This window comes from Planococcus liqunii (genome assembly GCF_030413595.1).
GTDB classification, from domain to species: domain Bacteria; phylum Bacillota; class Bacilli; order Bacillales_A; family Planococcaceae; genus Planococcus; species Planococcus liqunii.
This window is the reverse complement of record NZ_CP129238.1, coordinates 3,822,416-3,839,735: the sequence shown is the minus strand read 5'-3', so window position 1 is coordinate 3,839,735 and position 17,320 is coordinate 3,822,416. Positions and strand designations below refer to the sequence as shown.

19 protein-coding genes and 2 riboswitches are annotated in these 17,320 nt (G+C 49.7%); of the genes, 8 read left to right on the top strand and 11 right to left on the bottom strand.

What is annotated here, in order from left to right; all coding sequences use genetic code 11:
* Positions 1 to 9: 9 nt before the first annotated feature.
* From QWY22_RS18985 to mtnW, 6 genes are all read right to left on the bottom strand, one after another.
* Entirely contained in the window at positions 10 to 423 is a 414-nt protein-coding gene (locus QWY22_RS18985; RefSeq protein ID WP_300982342.1) for a DUF4395 domain-containing protein, read from the bottom strand.
* Between the two features lie 122 nt (positions 424 to 545).
* Entirely contained in the window at positions 546 to 722 is a 177-nt protein-coding gene (locus QWY22_RS18980) for a hypothetical protein (protein WP_300982341.1), read from the bottom strand.
* 108 nt (positions 723 to 830) lie between these two features.
* Entirely contained in the window at positions 831 to 1,367 is a 537-nt protein-coding gene (locus tag QWY22_RS18975) for a 1,2-dihydroxy-3-keto-5-methylthiopentene dioxygenase (RefSeq protein WP_300982340.1), read from the bottom strand.
* A gap of 27 nt (positions 1,368 to 1,394) precedes the next feature.
* Entirely contained in the window at positions 1,395 to 2,012 is a 618-nt protein-coding gene (locus QWY22_RS18970; protein ID WP_300982339.1) for a methylthioribulose 1-phosphate dehydratase, read from the bottom strand.
* Positions 2,009 to 2,677, bottom strand: a complete 669-nt coding sequence (locus tag QWY22_RS18965) for a 2-hydroxy-3-keto-5-methylthiopentenyl-1-phosphate phosphatase (protein WP_300982338.1) — start codon at positions 2,675 to 2,677, stop codon at positions 2,009 to 2,011. Before QWY22_RS18965 ends, QWY22_RS18970 begins: the two co-directional genes overlap by 4 nt.
* 2 nt (positions 2,678 to 2,679) lie before the next feature.
* The gene (gene mtnW / locus QWY22_RS18960; RefSeq protein ID WP_300982337.1) at positions 2,680 to 3,894 is read right to left on the bottom strand and encodes a 2,3-diketo-5-methylthiopentyl-1-phosphate enolase; all 1,215 of its coding nucleotides are present in this window, start codon (positions 3,892 to 3,894) and stop codon (positions 2,680 to 2,682) included.
* A gap of 73 nt (positions 3,895 to 3,967) precedes the next feature.
* Positions 3,968 to 4,077: riboswitch (SAM riboswitch) on the bottom strand.
* A 168-nt stretch (positions 4,078 to 4,245) separates the two neighbouring features.
* Positions 4,246 to 4,401: riboswitch (SAM riboswitch) on the top strand.
* A 74-nt stretch (positions 4,402 to 4,475) separates the two neighbouring features.
* On the opposite strand from mtnW, the gene mtnK reads away from it, so the two are divergent.
* The 5 genes from mtnK (at position 4,476) to QWY22_RS18935 (ending at position 10,565) form a co-directional block, all read left to right on the top strand.
* On the top strand, positions 4,476 to 5,666 hold the full coding sequence (gene mtnK / locus QWY22_RS18955; protein WP_300982336.1) for an S-methyl-5-thioribose kinase: 1,191 nt from the start codon (positions 4,476 to 4,478) through the stop codon (positions 5,664 to 5,666).
* Positions 5,663 to 6,724: an S-methyl-5-thioribose-1-phosphate isomerase gene (mtnA, locus tag QWY22_RS18950; RefSeq protein ID WP_300982335.1), complete on the top strand. Its 1,062-nt coding sequence runs from the start codon at positions 5,663 to 5,665 to the stop codon at positions 6,722 to 6,724. The genes mtnK and mtnA overlap by 4 nt, the downstream gene beginning before the upstream one ends.
* Positions 6,721 to 7,803 (top strand): sugar ABC transporter substrate-binding protein, encoded by a 1,083-nt coding sequence (locus QWY22_RS18945; protein ID WP_300982334.1) that lies wholly within the window; start codon positions 6,721 to 6,723, stop codon positions 7,801 to 7,803. The genes mtnA and QWY22_RS18945 overlap by 4 nt, the downstream gene beginning before the upstream one ends.
* 268 nt (positions 7,804 to 8,071) lie before the next feature.
* On the top strand, positions 8,072 to 9,604 hold the full coding sequence (locus QWY22_RS18940; protein ID WP_436836791.1) for a sugar ABC transporter ATP-binding protein: 1,533 nt from the start codon (positions 8,072 to 8,074) through the stop codon (positions 9,602 to 9,604).
* Entirely contained in the window at positions 9,528 to 10,565 is a 1,038-nt protein-coding gene (locus tag QWY22_RS18935) for an ABC transporter permease (protein WP_300982332.1), read from the top strand. The genes QWY22_RS18940 and QWY22_RS18935 overlap by 77 nt, the downstream gene beginning before the upstream one ends.
* Positions 10,566 to 10,603: 38 nt before the next feature.
* On the opposite strand, the gene QWY22_RS18930 is transcribed toward QWY22_RS18935, so the two are convergent.
* Positions 10,604 to 11,140, bottom strand: coding sequence for a dihydrofolate reductase family protein (locus QWY22_RS18930; protein WP_074509011.1), 537 nt, complete (start codon positions 11,138 to 11,140; stop codon positions 10,604 to 10,606).
* 244 nt (positions 11,141 to 11,384) lie between these two features.
* On the opposite strand from QWY22_RS18930, the gene QWY22_RS18925 reads away from it, so the two are divergent.
* From QWY22_RS18925 to QWY22_RS18915, 3 genes are all read left to right on the top strand, one after another.
* Positions 11,385 to 12,392, top strand: a complete 1,008-nt coding sequence (locus tag QWY22_RS18925; protein WP_300982331.1) for an EAL domain-containing protein — start codon at positions 11,385 to 11,387, stop codon at positions 12,390 to 12,392.
* A gap of 135 nt (positions 12,393 to 12,527) precedes the next feature.
* On the top strand, positions 12,528 to 12,854 hold the full coding sequence (locus QWY22_RS18920; protein WP_300982330.1) for a potassium channel family protein: 327 nt from the start codon (positions 12,528 to 12,530) through the stop codon (positions 12,852 to 12,854).
* An 18-nt stretch (positions 12,855 to 12,872) separates the two neighbouring features.
* A complete protein-coding gene (locus QWY22_RS18915) occupies positions 12,873 to 13,466 on the top strand; it encodes a flavin reductase family protein (protein WP_300982329.1) in 594 nt (197 codons plus the stop codon).
* A 45-nt stretch (positions 13,467 to 13,511) separates the two neighbouring features.
* On the opposite strand, the gene QWY22_RS18910 is transcribed toward QWY22_RS18915, so the two are convergent.
* The 4 genes from QWY22_RS18910 to QWY22_RS18895 all read right to left on the bottom strand — a co-directional run bounded on the left by QWY22_RS18910 (position 13,512) and on the right by QWY22_RS18895 (position 17,296).
* Complete coding sequence (locus tag QWY22_RS18910; RefSeq protein ID WP_300982328.1) at positions 13,512 to 14,519, bottom strand: FecCD family ABC transporter permease; 1,008 nt, start codon at positions 14,517 to 14,519, stop codon at positions 13,512 to 13,514.
* Positions 14,516 to 15,514 (bottom strand): FecCD family ABC transporter permease, encoded by a 999-nt coding sequence (locus tag QWY22_RS18905; RefSeq protein WP_300982327.1) that lies wholly within the window; start codon positions 15,512 to 15,514, stop codon positions 14,516 to 14,518. The genes QWY22_RS18910 and QWY22_RS18905 overlap by 4 nt, the downstream gene beginning before the upstream one ends.
* A 66-nt stretch (positions 15,515 to 15,580) precedes the next feature.
* Entirely contained in the window at positions 15,581 to 16,501 is a 921-nt protein-coding gene (locus QWY22_RS18900) for an iron-hydroxamate ABC transporter substrate-binding protein (RefSeq protein WP_300982326.1), read from the bottom strand.
* 3 nt (positions 16,502 to 16,504) lie between these two features.
* A complete protein-coding gene (locus QWY22_RS18895) occupies positions 16,505 to 17,296 on the bottom strand; it encodes an ABC transporter ATP-binding protein (RefSeq protein WP_036811144.1) in 792 nt (263 codons plus the stop codon).
* Between the last annotated feature and the right edge of the window lie 24 nt (positions 17,297 to 17,320).

Here is a 17,320-nt window from a genome sequence, read left to right as displayed (position 1 = left end):
TGCAGTTTATTAGCTGACTGCTTTCGTTCTCTTATGTTTCCATATCATATAGCGGTAGCGGATCGTGCAGCCGATGCAATAGCCCATCAGCGCGACGCCGGCCGCTGCCACGACCATCAAGCTGAAAGCGTACGCAATGACCGTGTAGCCAAACGCGAAAGCCAGCAATGACAGCCCCAGGCAGATGGTAGCGATCCACTGGTTGAAAAGCTGCTGGTCGCGGTCTTCCTGGATATAGGCGTTTGCCGGTTTTTTCAAAAATCTCCGGGCCAACAGGATAACGGGATTCTTGCCTGTTGCAAGCGTCCAGATGCCTACTGCAAAAGGCAGGAGCAGAATCGCTTTATGGAAAAGCAGCGCCAGAATGACGCTGGCAACGAGGAACGACTGATTGGTTTGGACAAGCGGTTTTGGAATTGACATGAGAGGCCTCCTTCGATTATTTATAAGCATACCAAGTGAGTTAGTAAGTATAAAGAAGGAGGCTCAATTTTAGTCAACTACTGAAAATCAGGCACCGTTTTAGAACAAAACGGCGCCTGCGCTTATTCTTCTTCATCTTCCTTAGATGAAGATGCCTTGAATGAAGCACCAAGCGATAAGGCTAATGCAATGCCAATCAGGAAAAAGGCGGCGTTTTGCTGGACAATGCCCAGTATGAAGAATGGCATACCGATTGCTATGCCCGTTCCGAAATTCGGTTCAAATGTTTTCTTTGCCATCATCCACTCATCCTTTCTGCTGTGTACTTAATTTACGGAAAGCAAAGGAATAAGTTTCAATTCAAAAAGAAACACCGGCATGGAGCGCCAGCGTCTTTTTTTGCTGATTTAGTTTTGGACGGTTTCTTCTTCCTGGTAGACCGGCACCCATCCTTCAGTTGTGACGAAAATCCGGACTGCCACAACTTTGCGGTCATCTGCCAATGTAAAGTAATGTGTGATGTTTTCAGGCACGGAAATCAGATCGCCAGGAGACAAGTGGACTTCAAAAAAGCGCTCGTCTTTTCCTTGGATGATGAAAACGCCGTGGCCACTGACAATATAGCGCACTTCGTCGTCTGTATGAATGTGCTTGCGCTGGAAGTTTTTTAGCAGTTCATCGAGTTTGGGATTGGAGTCGGACAGCGAGATGATGTCTGCTGCCTGATAGCCGCGGCGTGCAGAAATGTCATCGATTTCCGCTTTGAAAGCAGCCAGGATTTCCTCTTTTTCTTCATCGCTGAGGTCGAATTTCTCGCGCAGGTGCTCCGGCAATTTGTTGATATCCCAATGTTCATAGACGACTTCCTGCTGTTCAAGGAATGCTGCTACTTCGTTTTGTGCTTCAAGTGTTTCGTTTGTGCCTTGGATTTTGATGATTGCCATTATGAATCTTCCTCTCTGATTTAGGTTTTATTGTGATTGTATTTGATATAAAGCCAGCTGGTACTGGAACAGAAATTCACTGGCTTCCAGCAGCTTCTTGGCTTCAAAAGCGTTTTTGCCCCATGCCGTTATGCCGTGGTTCCGGATCAGCACCGCACCACTGTCGCCATGGATGTGCTTCTGGAACTCTTCCGCCAGGTCAGGGATGTGTGCGTGGTTGGGAATGATCGGGATGGTCAGCACCGCATCTTCATCCCATAAGCCGAATGCTTTGATCAGTTCGAGGCCTTGGAATTCGATTTTTCCGCGGTTCCCGTAGATTTCGGAAATGACGTTGTTTGCTACAGTATGGATATGAAGGCTGCAGCCAGCGGCCGTTTTTGTATAGACTTCGCAATGAAGCAGAGTTTCCGCTGACGGCTTCAAATGAGTATCTTCGATGGCCTGGCCGCTGGCATCCACCAGCAGAAAATCTTCCGCTGTGCGTTTCCGCTTGTCTTTGCCGCTGGCGGTCACTAGAAATTCGATTGGAGAGTCCTGTACTTTAATGGCCAGATTGCCGCTCGTTCCCATAAACCAATCGCGGAGCGCCAATTCGTCTTTGACATCTGCGAGTTCCTGCCACCGTTCCTGAAGGGCCGTCATAGCTTCACACCCAAGCGGGCGTTGATGATGGAAGTGACGTCGCGGAAGTTTTCAAACGGTTCATATGCCAAGCCGAGTTCTTCACATTTCTCAATCAGAAAATCGCGGGCAATGACAAGATCCGCCCGTTTCGCCGCTTCAAGATCGGTAATGGAATCACCAATGACAATGCTTTTGGAGCCGCCTTTCAGCAGCTCACGGATGATGGACGGCTTGCAGCAGCCGCAGCCTTGGCTCGTGCAGTCGCCGTCGCAGCCATGTGGGAAATTGATTTGGATCGTTTCACCCGAGAAATCCGCTTCGTTGCAGTAGATGCCGGCAAAAGGGCCGAATGGCTCAAGCAGCGGATGGACAAAGAAGTCGATGCCGCCGCTGACGATATAAAGCGGGATGTCCTGTTCCTTGGCATAAGCTACAAATTCAGCAAAGCCGTCGCGGATTTCCGCCTGGTCCAGCACAAAGCGGATGATGTCGTCTTTTTTCGAAGATGGCAGCAGCGAGAACATGTTCGCCACGCCTTCTTTTATGGACACCTGCTGGGACAGGATATCGTCTTTAATCGGTTCCCAGCCGGGCGGATTGAATTTTTTCATGATGGCGATGATGTTGTCGTTATTGGTGACAGTGCCATCGAAGTCGCAGAATATTACTGGTTTGCTCAACATGCTTACCCCCATATTTCCAATGCTGTTTTTAGTTCCTCATGCTGTTCGGAAGCGTCAGTGAGTGTTGTTTTGTTCAAAACGGCATCGACTGCCTGGCGGAAAGCCCGCCCGCCGCCGGCTGCACCGTTCGGATGGCCATGTACGCCGCCGCCGGCATTGATGATGCTGTCGATGCCGAAATCGTTCATCAATAGCGGCACCAGTCCAGGGTGGATGCCCGCGGAAGGAACCGGGAAAGTCCGCTTTAAAGGACTTTCCTTCACCAATTCCTCGCCGAGTGCCAGCGCCTGCGCTTTTTCCAGTGCAACACTGCCGTATGGTGAGGGGAACAGTGAAAAGTCAGCGCCTGCGTAACGGACCAGTTTGCCGAGGGCAAGGGGAGTCGCCAGACCGTAAAAGCTGGATGAAGTGAATGCGCCGCTGAATGCCGGATGCGCCATGAGCGGCAGCCCGACTTCCGTGTCTTCGGCCAGTTCCTGCAGCACATCGAGCCCGTAAGCATGCACATTGAACAGCAGCGCGTCCGCACCCAATTCGCGTGCTTTTTTCGCTTTGTCCCGTAGAGCGGTAGTGCGTCCCGATAAGTTCATCGCATAAAGCGTCCGGTGTCCGGTTTCTTCAAAAGCTTGCCGCAAGACGTTCTTCCCGGTCGTGATTCGCTGTTCAAAAGGCGTCAGCGGATTATCGAAAAGGATTTCATCGTCTTTCACCAAATCTACACCGCCAAGTGCCTGCTGCTGCAGCTGCGCAGCCAGGAAATCCAGATTGCGGCCGATAACGCCTTTAAAGATGCTCATGACAAGCGGGCGTCCGGTCACTCCGAGCAAAGCCCGGATGCCGTCTATGCCGAATCGCGGTCCCGGGAAATGGGCGAGCAGCTCTTCATCAAAATCGAGGTCGAGCAGCTTTACTTCACCGTCGAGCGATAACTTGCCGAATACAGTCGTTAAAATCGCCGGCAAATCCGCCGAGAAATTGGCGCTTGGATACGAAATCTCCACCACCGCTTTGATTTCATCCGGCTTTAGCGGATGCGGTGAATCTTCGAATTCCGTTACGGAAACGACATTCCCTTTATGCTGCTTCAATTGCTGCTGCTCCAGCAAAGGCAGGTCGGTCCACGAACCGATCGTTAAGCCAAGGGCAATCCCTTCCGCTTTTTTCCCGAACGAACCGGGTTTGCCGTACAACTGATATGTTGCTATTAAATTGCTCACTGCATTCACACTCCTGTTAAAAATCAAAATAAAAAACCTCTTCAAACAAGAAGAGGTTAAGGGGCTTAACAACTTCTTATTTCCCAGCCGCATCGAATGGCTGCAAGAATTAGCACCGTGTCCGTCATTGGACCGGTTGCCGGGCTTCATAGGGCTCGTCCCTCCACCTGCTCTGAATAAGAATGGTATTCAATTGGTTTAGTTTAAAGAAATTAATTCTGATTATTTCATGGCAGAAACTTTCTGTCAATAAATATTTTTAAAATTTTATCTAGTAAAAAAAGTAATTGACACTCAATTCTGAACCGTGATAGGATTCTTTTCAAACAGCATACACATACTTAAACAGTACTCTTATCAAGAGCAGGCAGAGGGATATTGGCCCTATGACGCCCAGCAACCGACCGTAATACCTTCGTGAGAAGGGGCGCTTTTGCGCCGGAATGCAAAATTCCGCAAGGCACGGTGCTAATTCCATCAGAAACTAGCATTTCTGAAAGATAAGAGGCGCGGAATCTGTCGTTCTAAGCCTCTTTCTTTGCGGAAAGAGGCTTTTTATATTGAACCGGAGAGGTAGATGAATGATGACAATTGCAACCAAACAATACGAAGCATTAACAGAAGAAACAGCCATTGCACTGGCTCGCCGCTTATATCCATTCCCTGAAGGCGCGGAACTGGTATGCCGCGAAATCGGCGATGGCAATTTAAATTACGTATTCCAGGTCAAAGATCCGAAAAGCGGAAAGGCTCTGATCATCAAACAAGCACTGCCGTATGCGAAAGTGGTCGGGGAAAGCTGGCCGCTGACCTTGAAGCGTGCAGCGATTGAAGCGAACGCTCTCCAAAAGCACGGCGAATTCGCACCGGGCCTTGTGCCCTCCGTCTATGCAACCGATGAGGAACTGGCGATTACGGTGATGGAAGACCTGTCGCATCTGACGATTGCGCGTGAAGGGTTGATCCAAGGAGAAGCCTACCCGAAACTTTCCGAAGACATTGGCGAATATTTGGCGCGTACGCTGTTCCATACATCCGATTTTGCGCTTCACCCGTTTGAGAAAAAACGTTTGGTGGCCGAGTATTCGAATCCGGAACTGTGCAAAATTACAGAAGACCTGATTTTCACCGACCCGTTCTTCAACAACGACACCAACGACTACGAACCGGAACTGCAGGGAGCGGTAGAAGCGATTTGGAACAATGCTCCATTGAAACTGGAAGCCGCGAAGCTGAAGTTCAGCTTTTTGACGGAAGCGGAAGCGCTGCTGCACGGTGATCTCCATACCGGCAGTATTTTCGCGAGCGAGTCGGAAACCAAAGTCATCGACCCGGAATTCGCGTTTTACGGACCGATCGGTTTTGATGTCGGTTTGTTTCTGGCCAATTTGATTGTCCAGTCAATTACGCGAAGCGGCGAAGAACGGCAAGTCGTTTTAATCCATATTGAAAAGACATGGGACGTTTTCTCTGCCCGTTTCACGCAGCTGTGGGAGCAGGAAGGCATCGAAGCCTTCAAAGAAACGGCCGGCTACAAAGAATTTGTGCTGGAAAAGATTTTTCGCGATACGCTTGGCTTTGCGGGCTGTGAATTGATTCGCCGCACGATTGGCCTTGCGCATGTAAAAGACCTGGACGGCATTGAAGAAGCGGAGCAGCGCATCCGTCTGAAAAAGCAAACTTTGCAAACAGGAGAAGCCTTAATTCTAAAGCGCGCCGAATTGACATCAATCGGCGCGGTAGCCGGACTCCTGGAGGAGCTGCAGCCATGAGTATTCCGTTATCCATTGTCTGGACAGAAGGGCAGCTGGTTATCTTAGACCAGCAGAAACTGCCGCATGAAATCGATTATTTGACGCTTGAAACCATTGAAGATGTTTACGAAGCGATTTTTACGCTGAAAGTGCGCGGTGCGCCGGCCATCGGCATTACCGCTGCCTATGGGCTGGCGGTTGCCGCCCAGCGCCATAGTACGGATACGGCCGAAGCTTTTTTGGAGGCTGTGCAAACAGATGCAGAATATTTGGGCCAGTCGCGGCCGACAGCGGTGAATTTGGTCTGGGCGCTTGAGCGGCTGCTTAAAACCGTTCAAAAAGCCGAAACGGCCGAAGCCGGAAAAGCACTTCTCATCGAAGAAGCCGAGCGCATCCACCAGGAAGACGAGGCATCTTGCCGCCAGATCGGCGAATACGCCTTGTCGCTGTTGGAAGGGCGGGGGCGCGTCATGACCATTTGCAATGCCGGCTCGATTGCCACGGCTAAATACGGAACCGCGCTGGCGCCGTTTCACTTGGGAAGCGAACGCGGCCGAAAGTTTGAAGTATATGCCTGTGAAACCCGGCCGGTCTTCCAAGGTGCGCGGCTGACCGTCTGGGAACTCCAGCAGTCGGGAGTGGACGTCACTCTCATCACCGACAGCATGGCAGCCCATACCATCGGCGCAAAAGACATTCAAGCCATCATCGTCGGGGCAGACCGCATCGCGGCAAACGGTGACACGGCCAATAAAATCGGCACCCTCAATCTCGCGATTCTCGCAGATGCTTACGGGATTCCATTTTATGTGGCAGCCCCTGCCTCAACGTTTGACCTTGCGACCCGAAGCGGGGAAGAAATTCCGATTGAAGAACGGAAAGCGGAAGAAATTACCCATATCGGCCATCAGCCGGTGGCGCCTCTTGGCACAAAAGTCTTCAATCCGGCATTCGATGTGACGCCGGCGCATTTAATTTCCGCCATTATCACAGAAAAAGGGATTATCCAAGGCGATTTTCAGCGGAACATTCCCGAAGTTCTTAATTTATATGCAGGAAAAGGAGACAAATTATGAAAAAACAGTCGCTCTTATTGTTAACGATTTTATTGATCATCAGTGCAGTTCTGGCAGCCTGCCAGCCAAAAGGTGATGGAAGTGCGGAAAAGGCGGCGGACGGCACGAAAGCGGAAGCTTCGGACAATCCGCTGTCCGGCAAAAAAGTGGCGCTTATCATGCAGCAAAACCTCGGAACTTTTTCAGCTCAGTATATTGAAGGGGTCGAAGAACAAGTCGGGAAATTCGGCGGCGAAGTGACCGTTTTCACCTCAGACGGCGACTTGGCAAAAATGGCATCAAATCTGGATGCCGCTATTAACCAGGGCTTTGACGGCATTTTGATTGACCACGGCACAAAAGAAGCGCTGAACCAGGGCGTTGAAAAAGCGGTCGAAAAAGGCATTCCGGTTGTCGCGTTTGACGCCGGAGTTGAGGTGGAAGGCGTTGTTTCTTTGGAACAAGGTGACCAACAGATGGCCGAACTGACATTGGAAAAATTAGCTGAAGACCATAACGGTCAAGCGAATATCGTGAAAATCTGGGTGGCCGGCTTCGCGCCGATGGAACGCCGCCAAATCGCTTACGAGGAATTTTTGAAAACCAATACCGGCATCAAAGAAGTAACGGCTTTTGGTGCGGCCACACAAAATACGGCACTTGATACACAAGCGCAGATGGAAGCGGTATTGAAGCAGTATCCGAACGAAGGCGAAATCACAGCGGTCTGGGCTGCATGGGATGAATTTGCAAAAGGCGCCGTACGAGCCATCGAACAGTCCGGACGCACAGACATCAACGTGTACAGCATCGACATGAGTGATGAAGATTTGCAGATGATCCAAAAAGACGGCAGCCCGTGGGTTGCATCGGCAGCGGTGGATCCGGTTGATATCGGACGCATCCAGGTGCGTTACCTATACCAGCAGATCAACGGCGAAAAACCGGAAGAAAAAGTGGTATTGGAACCAATTTTCGTAGATGCGGAAAAACTGCCGGAAGAAGCGATCACTACCGCTGAGTTGAGCGAGTATATCGAAGGCTGGGGCGCAAGCGAACAAGGGTATACGGATGCGCTCCTTGAGTTAGAGAGTAAATAACAAAGAAAAGGGAGGCAATCCGGCAAAACCTGACGGGCATAAGACGGACCGGCGAAGTGGCACACTTTGCCATGGCCGGTAAGGCAGAAGCGACTCGAAGGGCTAGGTGCTGGAGTCTGGACAACAAGAAAAGCGGAAGCACCTGGTCAGCCCGTTAACTATATAAGCGTGCAGGTGCTAAATAGAAAACCAAGCGGAGCTGTCCTGTACAACGGGGCGGCTCCTTTCCAAGAAAGGGGCAAAGCCGGTGGGGAATTCATTGCTGAAGATGACAGGCATCCGGAAAACCTTTGGCAAAGTGACTGCGTTAGAGCATGCCGAGTTCGGCCTTGAACAAGGGGAAGTGCATGCGCTTCTTGGCGTCAACGGCGCCGGAAAAAGCACATTGATCAAAATCCTGTCTGGGGTTTATGGACAGGATGCAGGAGAAATTGAATTGGACGGCAAAAACATCCTACTGCCGTCGCCAAAAGCGGCGAAACAGCAAGGCATCTACTGTGTGTACCAGGAAGTGGATACGGCGATTGTCCCGGAATTATCGGTAGCTGAAAATATCCTCCTTGATACGTTTACAAAAGGCGGCTTGTTTGTTTCCAAAACAAAGCTGCATGTACAGGCAGAAGCGGCATTAGCTGAATTGCAGTCTGAAGACATTAACGTCAAACAAAAAGCGGCCCACCTGACATTGGCCGAAAAGCAACTGGTGCTGATTGCCCGGGCTCTCGTTCATTCCGCAAAAATCATCATTTTCGACGAGCCAACCGCTCCATTGTCCTTGCGCGAAGCAGACAAGCTGTTTGCCGTCATCCGTAAATTGAGAGCGCAGGGAGTCGGCTGTATCTTCATCTCCCACCGGCTGCCGGAAGTATTCGAGATCAGCGACCGAATCACAGTGATGGCAGAAGGGAAATGGGTCCATACCTTTAAAACAGAGCAGGCAGGACAAGAAGAAATTGTGGAAGCGATGCTTGGCAAAACGCTCAGCGAGGAACTCGTCCACCGCGGCCATGAGATTGGCGGTCCGTTGCTGACTGCAGAAAACCTAAGAGATGGGCAAAAAGTCAACGACGTGTCACTTACAGTAGCGTCCGGTGAAATTGTCGGCGTCGTCGGATTAGTCGGAGCAGGAAAGACAGAATTGGCAAAAGCTTTGTTCGGCGAAACGCTGTTAACATCCGGTACGGTCGAGCTGTCAGGAAAACGGTTGAAGCTCAAGCATCCGGGAGATGCCATCAAAGCGGGAATTGCACTGGTGCCGGAAGAACGGCGGAAAGAAGGGCTGTTTGTCCACGAATCCCTTCAGACAAATGCATCGTTTCCGAATTTGAAAAAATTCTCACCCGGATTTTTTATGAATAAAAAGTCGGAAAAGAGCTTTGCAGAGGAAATCATTCGCCGGCTGCAAATCAAAACGGGCAGCACCAATACACCACTGGTCCATTTAAGCGGCGGCAACCAGCAGAAAGTGGCAATCGGCAAATGGATTTCACTCGATTCGGCCGTCTATCTCTTTGATGAACCGACAAAAGGCGTCGACATCGGCGCCAAAGTGGATATTTTCAAGCTCATTCGGAGCCTGGCGGAAAGCGGCAAAGGCTGTCTTTATTTCTCCAGTGAAATCCATGAAGCCATCGGAATATCGGACAGGATTTTGGTTATGTATAACGGTCAGATCGTGAAGGAATTTTCACGGCAAGAAGCGACCCAGGAAAGGATTTTGTTATATGCAAGCGGTGGAAAAGAAGAGCCTGCCGAAGACCGGCAGCTCAGCAAAAGAGAGAGCCATCCAGTTTCTGTTTAAATACGGGGCAATTGCCTTGCTGGCCTTTATCGTTTTATATTTCAGCACCATTAGCGACGCCTTTTTCACATACGGCAACTTTACGGATATCCTTCGTTCGATTTCCATTGTGACGCTGTTGGCGCTGGGAGTGACATTTACGCTTGTGGTGGACGGTTTTGATCTGTCAGTCGGCTCGACGATGTCGTTGTCGACCGTAGTGACGGCTTCTTTGATGGTTTGGTATGAAATGCCGTTATGGCTAGTGCTGCTGTTGCCGCTTCTTGTCGGTGTCTTGGTCGGGGTGGTCAATAGCTTCCTGATTGTCGTGGTTGGCATTCCGGATCTGCTTGCGACTTTGAGCATGATGTACATCGTAGCCGGCCTGCACCGGACGTATACGGAAGGCTACTCCATCTACAACAATATGCCGCTGACATCCGGCGGCACCGCACCAGGCCAGTTATCGGATGCGTTCCTGTGGATCGGCCAAGGGCAGATGCTCGGCTTGCCGGTGCCGGTATGGATCATGCTAGTGTTGGTGCTTGCGTCCTACATCGTGCTGAACCACACACGCTGGGGACGGATCCTCTACATGACCGGCGGCAACGCCGAAGCGGCCACGTTGTCCGGCGTGAACGTCAAAAAAGTGAAATTCACCGCGTATGTCGTCTCTGGCGTGTTTGCTTCCATGGCAGGGATTTTGTTTACTGCACGCGTCGGATCAGGACAGATTGATGCCGGAGCGCCATTATTGATGGAAGCGGTAGCGGCCGTTTTCGTCGGCTATTCGGTGCTCGGCGCCGGCAAACCGAACGCACTCGGCACATTCTTCGGCGCAGCCGTCATCGGCATCCTGCTGAATGGGCTGACCATCCTCAACCTTCCTTATTACGCGTTTGACATCATCAAAGGCGGCGTCTTGGTAGCGGCTTTGGCCGTTACTTATATTTACGCCAAGAATAAATTCGCGAAAACTTAACTTTCAATGAAAAAAAGGCTCCCGTTAAGGGAGCTTTTTTATGTTTCCGGTGCGTAGCTTGAGATGACGACTCCGGTTTCTGTTACCCAATTGTTGGTCAGCATGAATTTCTTCGAATCCATTCCTTGCTGGAAAAGGCATTTCCCTTCTCCCAGCACCAATGGAAATGTCAGCAAATGCAATTCATCGACTAAATCATGTTCCAGCAATTTCTCGACCAAAGTTCCGCTTCCATAGACCAATAACTTCTGATTGGCTTTCTTCAGCTCCGCAATTTCTTTTCCGGCATTTTCTTTTATAAATGTCGCATTCCATTCGGCTTTTGTTAACGTCGTGGTCGTGACGTATTTCGGCATGGAATTGATCCGGTCGGCAAACCCTTCTTCGTTGTCCCGTTCCGGCCAGCGTGCAGAAAATTCCTCGTAAGTGATGCGCCCAAGCAGCAAGGCATCGCTGGCAGACAGCAAGTCTAATTCAAATTTAGCAATTTCATCGTTCCAATAAGGGGCGGTCCAGGAAGGCATCTCCATAATTCCATCCAGCGTCACATACATCGATACAACAATTTTCCCCATACGAACAGCTCCTTTATTTTCAGCTTGAAGAAATACAGGATAATAAAGAATATATTCTCCATTAACAGGAGAAACCCTTTATTTAAAAGCAGCCCGTTCAGAAAGAAAGAAGATGCGGAAGAGTGCAGTTTTCAATATTTCCCGGGAAATATTGAAAATTTTTAACAGGTGTAAAACTAATTTCCTTTTATATCCTTTCTGGATAAAGTAGAATTTAGTTAACAGGAAAAGGGAGGCCTTCCGTATGCAATGCAATAATTGCTCTGTTTTGGAGCTGGAATTTGAAATTAAAGTAATGGGCAATACCAATATAGAAGCTTTGCCGCAAATCGTTGAACATATGAAACGGCGTGGCATTGCCGTTAAAGCCAAAGAGCAGGGGCTTGTTGTTCCGGAATCCGGCGCAAAAGAGTTCATGGATTTCTGCCATCATTTTATGGAGACGGAACAAGTGCTGTTCCGGATCAACCGCGAACGATGGAAGCCATTCGCCGACATTGAAACGGTGATGGACATGCAATGGATTGATGAAGTAATTCGAAAAGAACTCATCCGATGCCATTACCAGCCGATCGTCGATGCCCATGGAAAAATTTATGCGTATGAAATGCTGGCACGTTTTCAAAACGAAGACGGCTCGGTGATTTATCCGGGGGAGATTTTTCCTGCAGCTAAAAGCCGTGGACGCCTGTATGCCCTGGACCGGGTTTGCCGGATGACGGCTGTCAAATATGCTGTGGCCTTAAAAGAAGCGAAAGCGTTTATCAATTTCATCCCGACGTCGATTTATTCACCGGAATTTTGCCTGCGTTCAACAACCCACCTGGCCAATCAACTGGGCGTGAATCCGGAACAGCTTGTCTTTGAAGTGGTAGAAACCGAAAAAGTGGAAGATTTGGATCATTTGAAAACGATTTTGGCTTATTATAAGGAAAAAGGCTTTGAGTACGCGCTTGACGATGTCGGGGAAGGCTATAGCACCATTGAGATGCTGACCGATTTAAAGCCGAATTACATGAAGCTGGATATGCAATATGTGCAAGGGGTCGCAAATGATGCGGCCAAGCAAAAAGTAGCGCTCCAATTTCTTCGGAAAGCGCTCGACGTCGGTTCTGTGCCTTTGGCTGAAGGAATTGAAGAGCGGACGGATTTCGAATGGCTGAAGCAGCAGGGCTATCAGCTTTTCCAAGGGTATTATTTCGGAAAGCCCTCTCCAACACCGATGGAAGTGGATGTGGCTCTTGCGCTGTAAGGGTTATGGACATCCAAAAGGGAAGCGCGCTTATAAAGCAGCGCTTCTTTTTTGGGCTGAAAAACATATTCTTCTTGAAAACATTTATAATGAAAGACAGAGTACTCCAAGATTAGAGCCAGAGAGGACACATCTATGATTTCATTTATACTCACTTTGCGGCGCATGCTGAAAGCAATGATTCAATTAATCAAAGACAAGGAATTTCAGGTGCTTTTGGTTATCACGCTGACAATTCTGGTGTCGGGAACGATTTTTTACTCAACCGTTGAAGAGTTTTCCGTTATTGATGCGCTATACTTCAGTGCAGCGACCCTGACAACGGTTGGATCTGCTAATTTGGAACCTGCCACTGACTTCGGTAAAGTCTTCACCATTATTTACATGATTTCCGGAATTGGTGTCATGCTGACGATGATTCTTAAATTATCGCGGCAAATCACTTCCAAAGAGAAAAACTAACTTTTAGGAGGAGTTGCCATGCTTTCGATTGACCCGAACCAACAGACAGAACGCGAAAACTACAAATTGCTGGTTGGAACCGTCATTCCGCGCCCGATTGCGTTTGTCACCAGCATGTCCGCAGATGGCCTTGTGAATGCGGCCCCGTTCAGCTACTTCAATATTGTGTCATCCGACCCGCCGCTCTTGTCGATTTCTGTCCAAAGCAGAGCAGGAGTGCTGAAAGACACTGCCCGGAACGCCATTGAAGCCAGAGAGTTTGTGATTCACGTAGTGGATGAATCGAATGTCGCTGAAGTCAATAAAACCGCGGCATCGCTTTCGCCGGAAGAAAGCGAAATCGATTTGACCGGACTGACGCTCATCCCAAGCGAAGTGGTGAAAGTGCCGTCAGTCGAACAGGCGAAAGTGCGATTCGAATGCCAACTGGAGCAGGCAGTGGAACTCGGCGGCACCCGGCTTTTGATCGGCAAAGTTGTCCGTTTCCATATTGACGAATCGATTTACGAAAACGGCCGCATCAATCCGGAAGCCTTAAAGCCGGTCAGCCGCCTGGCAGGCACCAATTACGCCAAACTTGGCGAAATTTTTTCCATGAAACGACCGGATTAAACAAAAAACAGCCATTGAGAACCTAAAAGTTCTCAATGGCTGTTTTTATTTTCTTAGCAACAAGTACATGAAATAAGGCGCGCCGATCAAAGCGGCCATGATGCCGGCCGGGACTCCGCTTGGTTCAAGCAGATTCCGCCCGACGGTATCAGCGAGCAGCAACAGCCAACCGCCGATCAAAACGGCCAGCGGCAGAAACAGCTGATTGCGCGGGCCGACAAGCGTCTTCGCGATATGCGGGGCCATCAAACCGATAAACGCAATGCCGCCGGTCACGGATACCGCAGAAGCGGCAAGTGCGACTGCTGTCAGCAACAGGACGATGCGCTCTTTTTCGAGCGATACCCCGATGCCCACAGCCACCGGTTCGCTGAGATTCAGGATGTTCAGGCGGTTCGCTTTGTATAAAGTGAACGGCAGCAGGACGACGAGCCAAGGCAGCAGCGCCCAAATGAACGGCCAGTCCGTGCCCCAAATATTGCCCGCCAGCCAATTGGCGATAAAATCGACTTTTTCGCGTTCTGCAGAGGAAATCAGGATAATCATAACGCCGGACAACGCCGTCGAAAAGCCAATGCCGACCAATACAAGCCGGACCGGCTGAAGGCCGGCATTTTTATTGTAGGAACAAGCGTAAATCAGCAGCGCGGTCACCAAAGCACCTGCAAAAGCGACAAGCGGCAATAAATAAACGAAAGAGCCGGCTTCAATCGGCATAAACAGGAAAAACACTGCAATGGCGACACCGGCACCTGAATTGATGCCGATAATCCCCGGGTCTGCCAGGTCATTGCGCGTCACGCCCTGAAGGATGGCTCCCGACAAGGCAAGGGCCATTCCGGCGAGCAAAGTAATCACAATGCGCGGCAGCCGGATAGAGAACAAGATGAAATCTTCTTTAAATGTGCCGTTGCCAAAAATAGCGGGCAGCAAGCGGTCATAGGAAAGGGGAGAATAGCCCATTCCCATGCTGAGGATCCCGGTTGCTGCGATCAAAGCAAGAAGAATGCCGAAATAAAGGCGTTGTTTTTTCAGTAAAGTTGGATGGATCATGCGAATGCACGCCCTCCTTTCCGGACAATCAACAAGAAGAACGGCAAGCCGAATAACGCCACAATGGCTGCGACCGGCGTTTCAAACGGTGCATTGATAATCCGTCCAAGCAAGTCTGCGAACAGCATGAAAATAGCGCCGGCAACTGCTGACATCGGAATGATGAAGCGGTAGTCGGTGCCGACAATGGCCCGCACGATATGCGGAATCATCAAGCCGATAAAGGCCAGGTTTCCGGCAAGTGCTACTGCAGCACCCGCAAGAATCGTAATGGCCACAAACAGAACGCCTTTAATGTAAGTGGTCCGCTGGCCAAGTCCGACAGCTGTTTCTTCGCTCAAGCTCAGGATGGTCAGTTGACGTGATAAAAAGAGCGCAATCAAAAGGCCGAGAACGATGAACGGGATCACGATTTGCAGCTGGCCCCAGGACGTGCCGATCAGGCCGCCGGCTGTCCACATCGAGACATCTTTGGAAATCTTGAAGTACAGACCGATGCCTTCTGCCAAAGCGGAAAGAAACGCCGAAACGGCGGCTCCGGCCAATACGATGCGAAAAGGCGAGAATCCGCCCCGCTGCGAGGCGCCAAGCCCGAAAACGATGCCGGCGCCGATTGCCGCACCGATAAAGCAGGCGATGGTAATCCAGAAGTAATTGGCTCCTGGAATAAACGCCAGCGTCACAGCGAGTGCTGCGTTGGCTCCGGACGTTAAACCAAGAAGGGAAGGGTCAGCCAATGGATTGCGTGTCATCCCTTGCATCATCGCGCCGGAAACTGCAAGTGCCGCTCCAACCAAAACAGCGGCAGCTTCCCGAGGCAGGCGGATTTCCCGGATAACGTTGATGTCGTCACTTGTTGCACTTGAAAACAAGGCCAGCCAGACATCTTTTAAACTGATGTCAGCTGCACCGAACACGATGGCTGTTATGAATATAGCTGCAAATAAAGCAAAGCTTATGAGTAATTTCGTCAAAAATGGCATTTTGCCGTACATGAATCATCATCTTTTCTGTAAGAGAATAAAAGAGGGATTCTGGTAAAAGAATCCCTCTTTGCTGTGTTACTTGCCTAAAAAGTTCTCGATAAAGAATTCGAGTTGATATTCCAATGTGAGAGGATCGTTAAAATAAAATTCTTTGGCATTTGCTTCAAACACTTGGCCGTTCTTCACTGCTGGAGTGTTTTTATACAAATCGGTTTCCTGGAATGAATTGTCCTGTTCGCTGTCTTTGCTGAAGATGACATAGTCGCCCATGTACTCAGGCAGCACTTCTTGTGACAAGGCATAGTATCCATCTTTCAATGCCATTTCTTTTACTTTTTCCGGCATCTTCAATTTCATTTCCTGGTAAAGGATTTCGGTTCCGCGCCCCCAATTGTCGCCGAAGACGTAAAGCTGTTTGTCGAAGTTTTCAATGACGGATACGGTTGCGTCTTCGCCGATTTCCGCACGGATATCATCGCCGGCTTGTTGAGCGCGTTTTTGGAAGTCAGTGATCCAGTCTTGAGCTTCTTTTTCTTTGTTCAGCAATTTCCCGATTTCCAGGTGCTGTGTCAGATAGTCCACTTTACCATAAGTGAACGTCACGGTCGGTGCAATTTCCTTTAATTTGTCGATATTTTTGATGGTAGAAAGACCGACGATCAAATCCGGTTCCAATTCGATGATTTTCTCCAAATTGTCTTCTGTCACTTCTTCTACATTCGCTAAATCTTTGTCAAAACGAGGATTGTTTTTTGACCAGGCATCTACGCCCACTAACGGTACATCAAGCGCCATAACGTCCCCTGCATAAGTGGACAGGACGATGACGCGCTGCGGATCAGCAGGGACTTCTACCGGGCCGTTCTCGGATTCGTATGTAATCGTTTCAGACTTGCCTTCTGTGCTTTCAGCTTCTGCTTCGTTCGATTTTTCATTGCCGCAAGCTGCAAGCAGCAAGATCGCTAATAAAAGAAAAGGTACCAAGTATTTTTTCATGGGTCAAACTCCTTTGATTAAGTTATAAGTGATGCACATCGGTTTTTGTGTGCGCGGATCAAGCCCGATTTCGGCGTCAATCCGGAAAACTTTCTTCAATACAGGCTGCGTAATGACTTCTTCGCACGTACCGGCTTTTACGACCTGGCCGTCTTTCATGGCAATGATATGGTCGGCAAAGCGGGCGGCCTGGTTCAAGTCATGGAGCACCATGATAATGGTACGCCCTTGTTCGCGGTTGAGCTTCTCCAGCAATTCCAGGATTTCCAGCTGATGGGCCATGTCCAGGTAAGTGGTCGGCTCATCCAGGAAAATCATTTCCGTATCCTGTGCCAAAGCCATAGCAATCCAGACACGCTGGCGTTGGCCGCCGGACAGTGCATCCACCGGATGGTATTTGAAAAACTGTGTGCCGGTAACATCCAGCGCCCAGTTGATCATGTCGTAATCTTTTTTGGACAGGCGGCCGAAGCCTTTCTGATAAGGAAACCTTCCATAAGAGACGAGCTCTCCGACGGTCAAACCATTGGCGCTTTCCGGCGTCTGGGGCAGAATCGCCATTTTTTTGGCGAGCGCTTTGGTGCTTTCTTTCGCAATATTGCCTCCATCGAGTACAACCGAGCCGGACTGCTGAGAAATGATGCGGGTTATCGCTTTTAGCAGAGTCGACTTGCCGCAGCCGTTCGATCCGATAATGGTAGTGATTTTTTTATCTGGAATTTCAACGCTCAAATCTTTGACGATCAGCCGCTCCCCGTAGCCGACATTCAATTCCTCTGTTAAAAGACGAACCATCCTGCAAAACCTCTCCTTCAACTT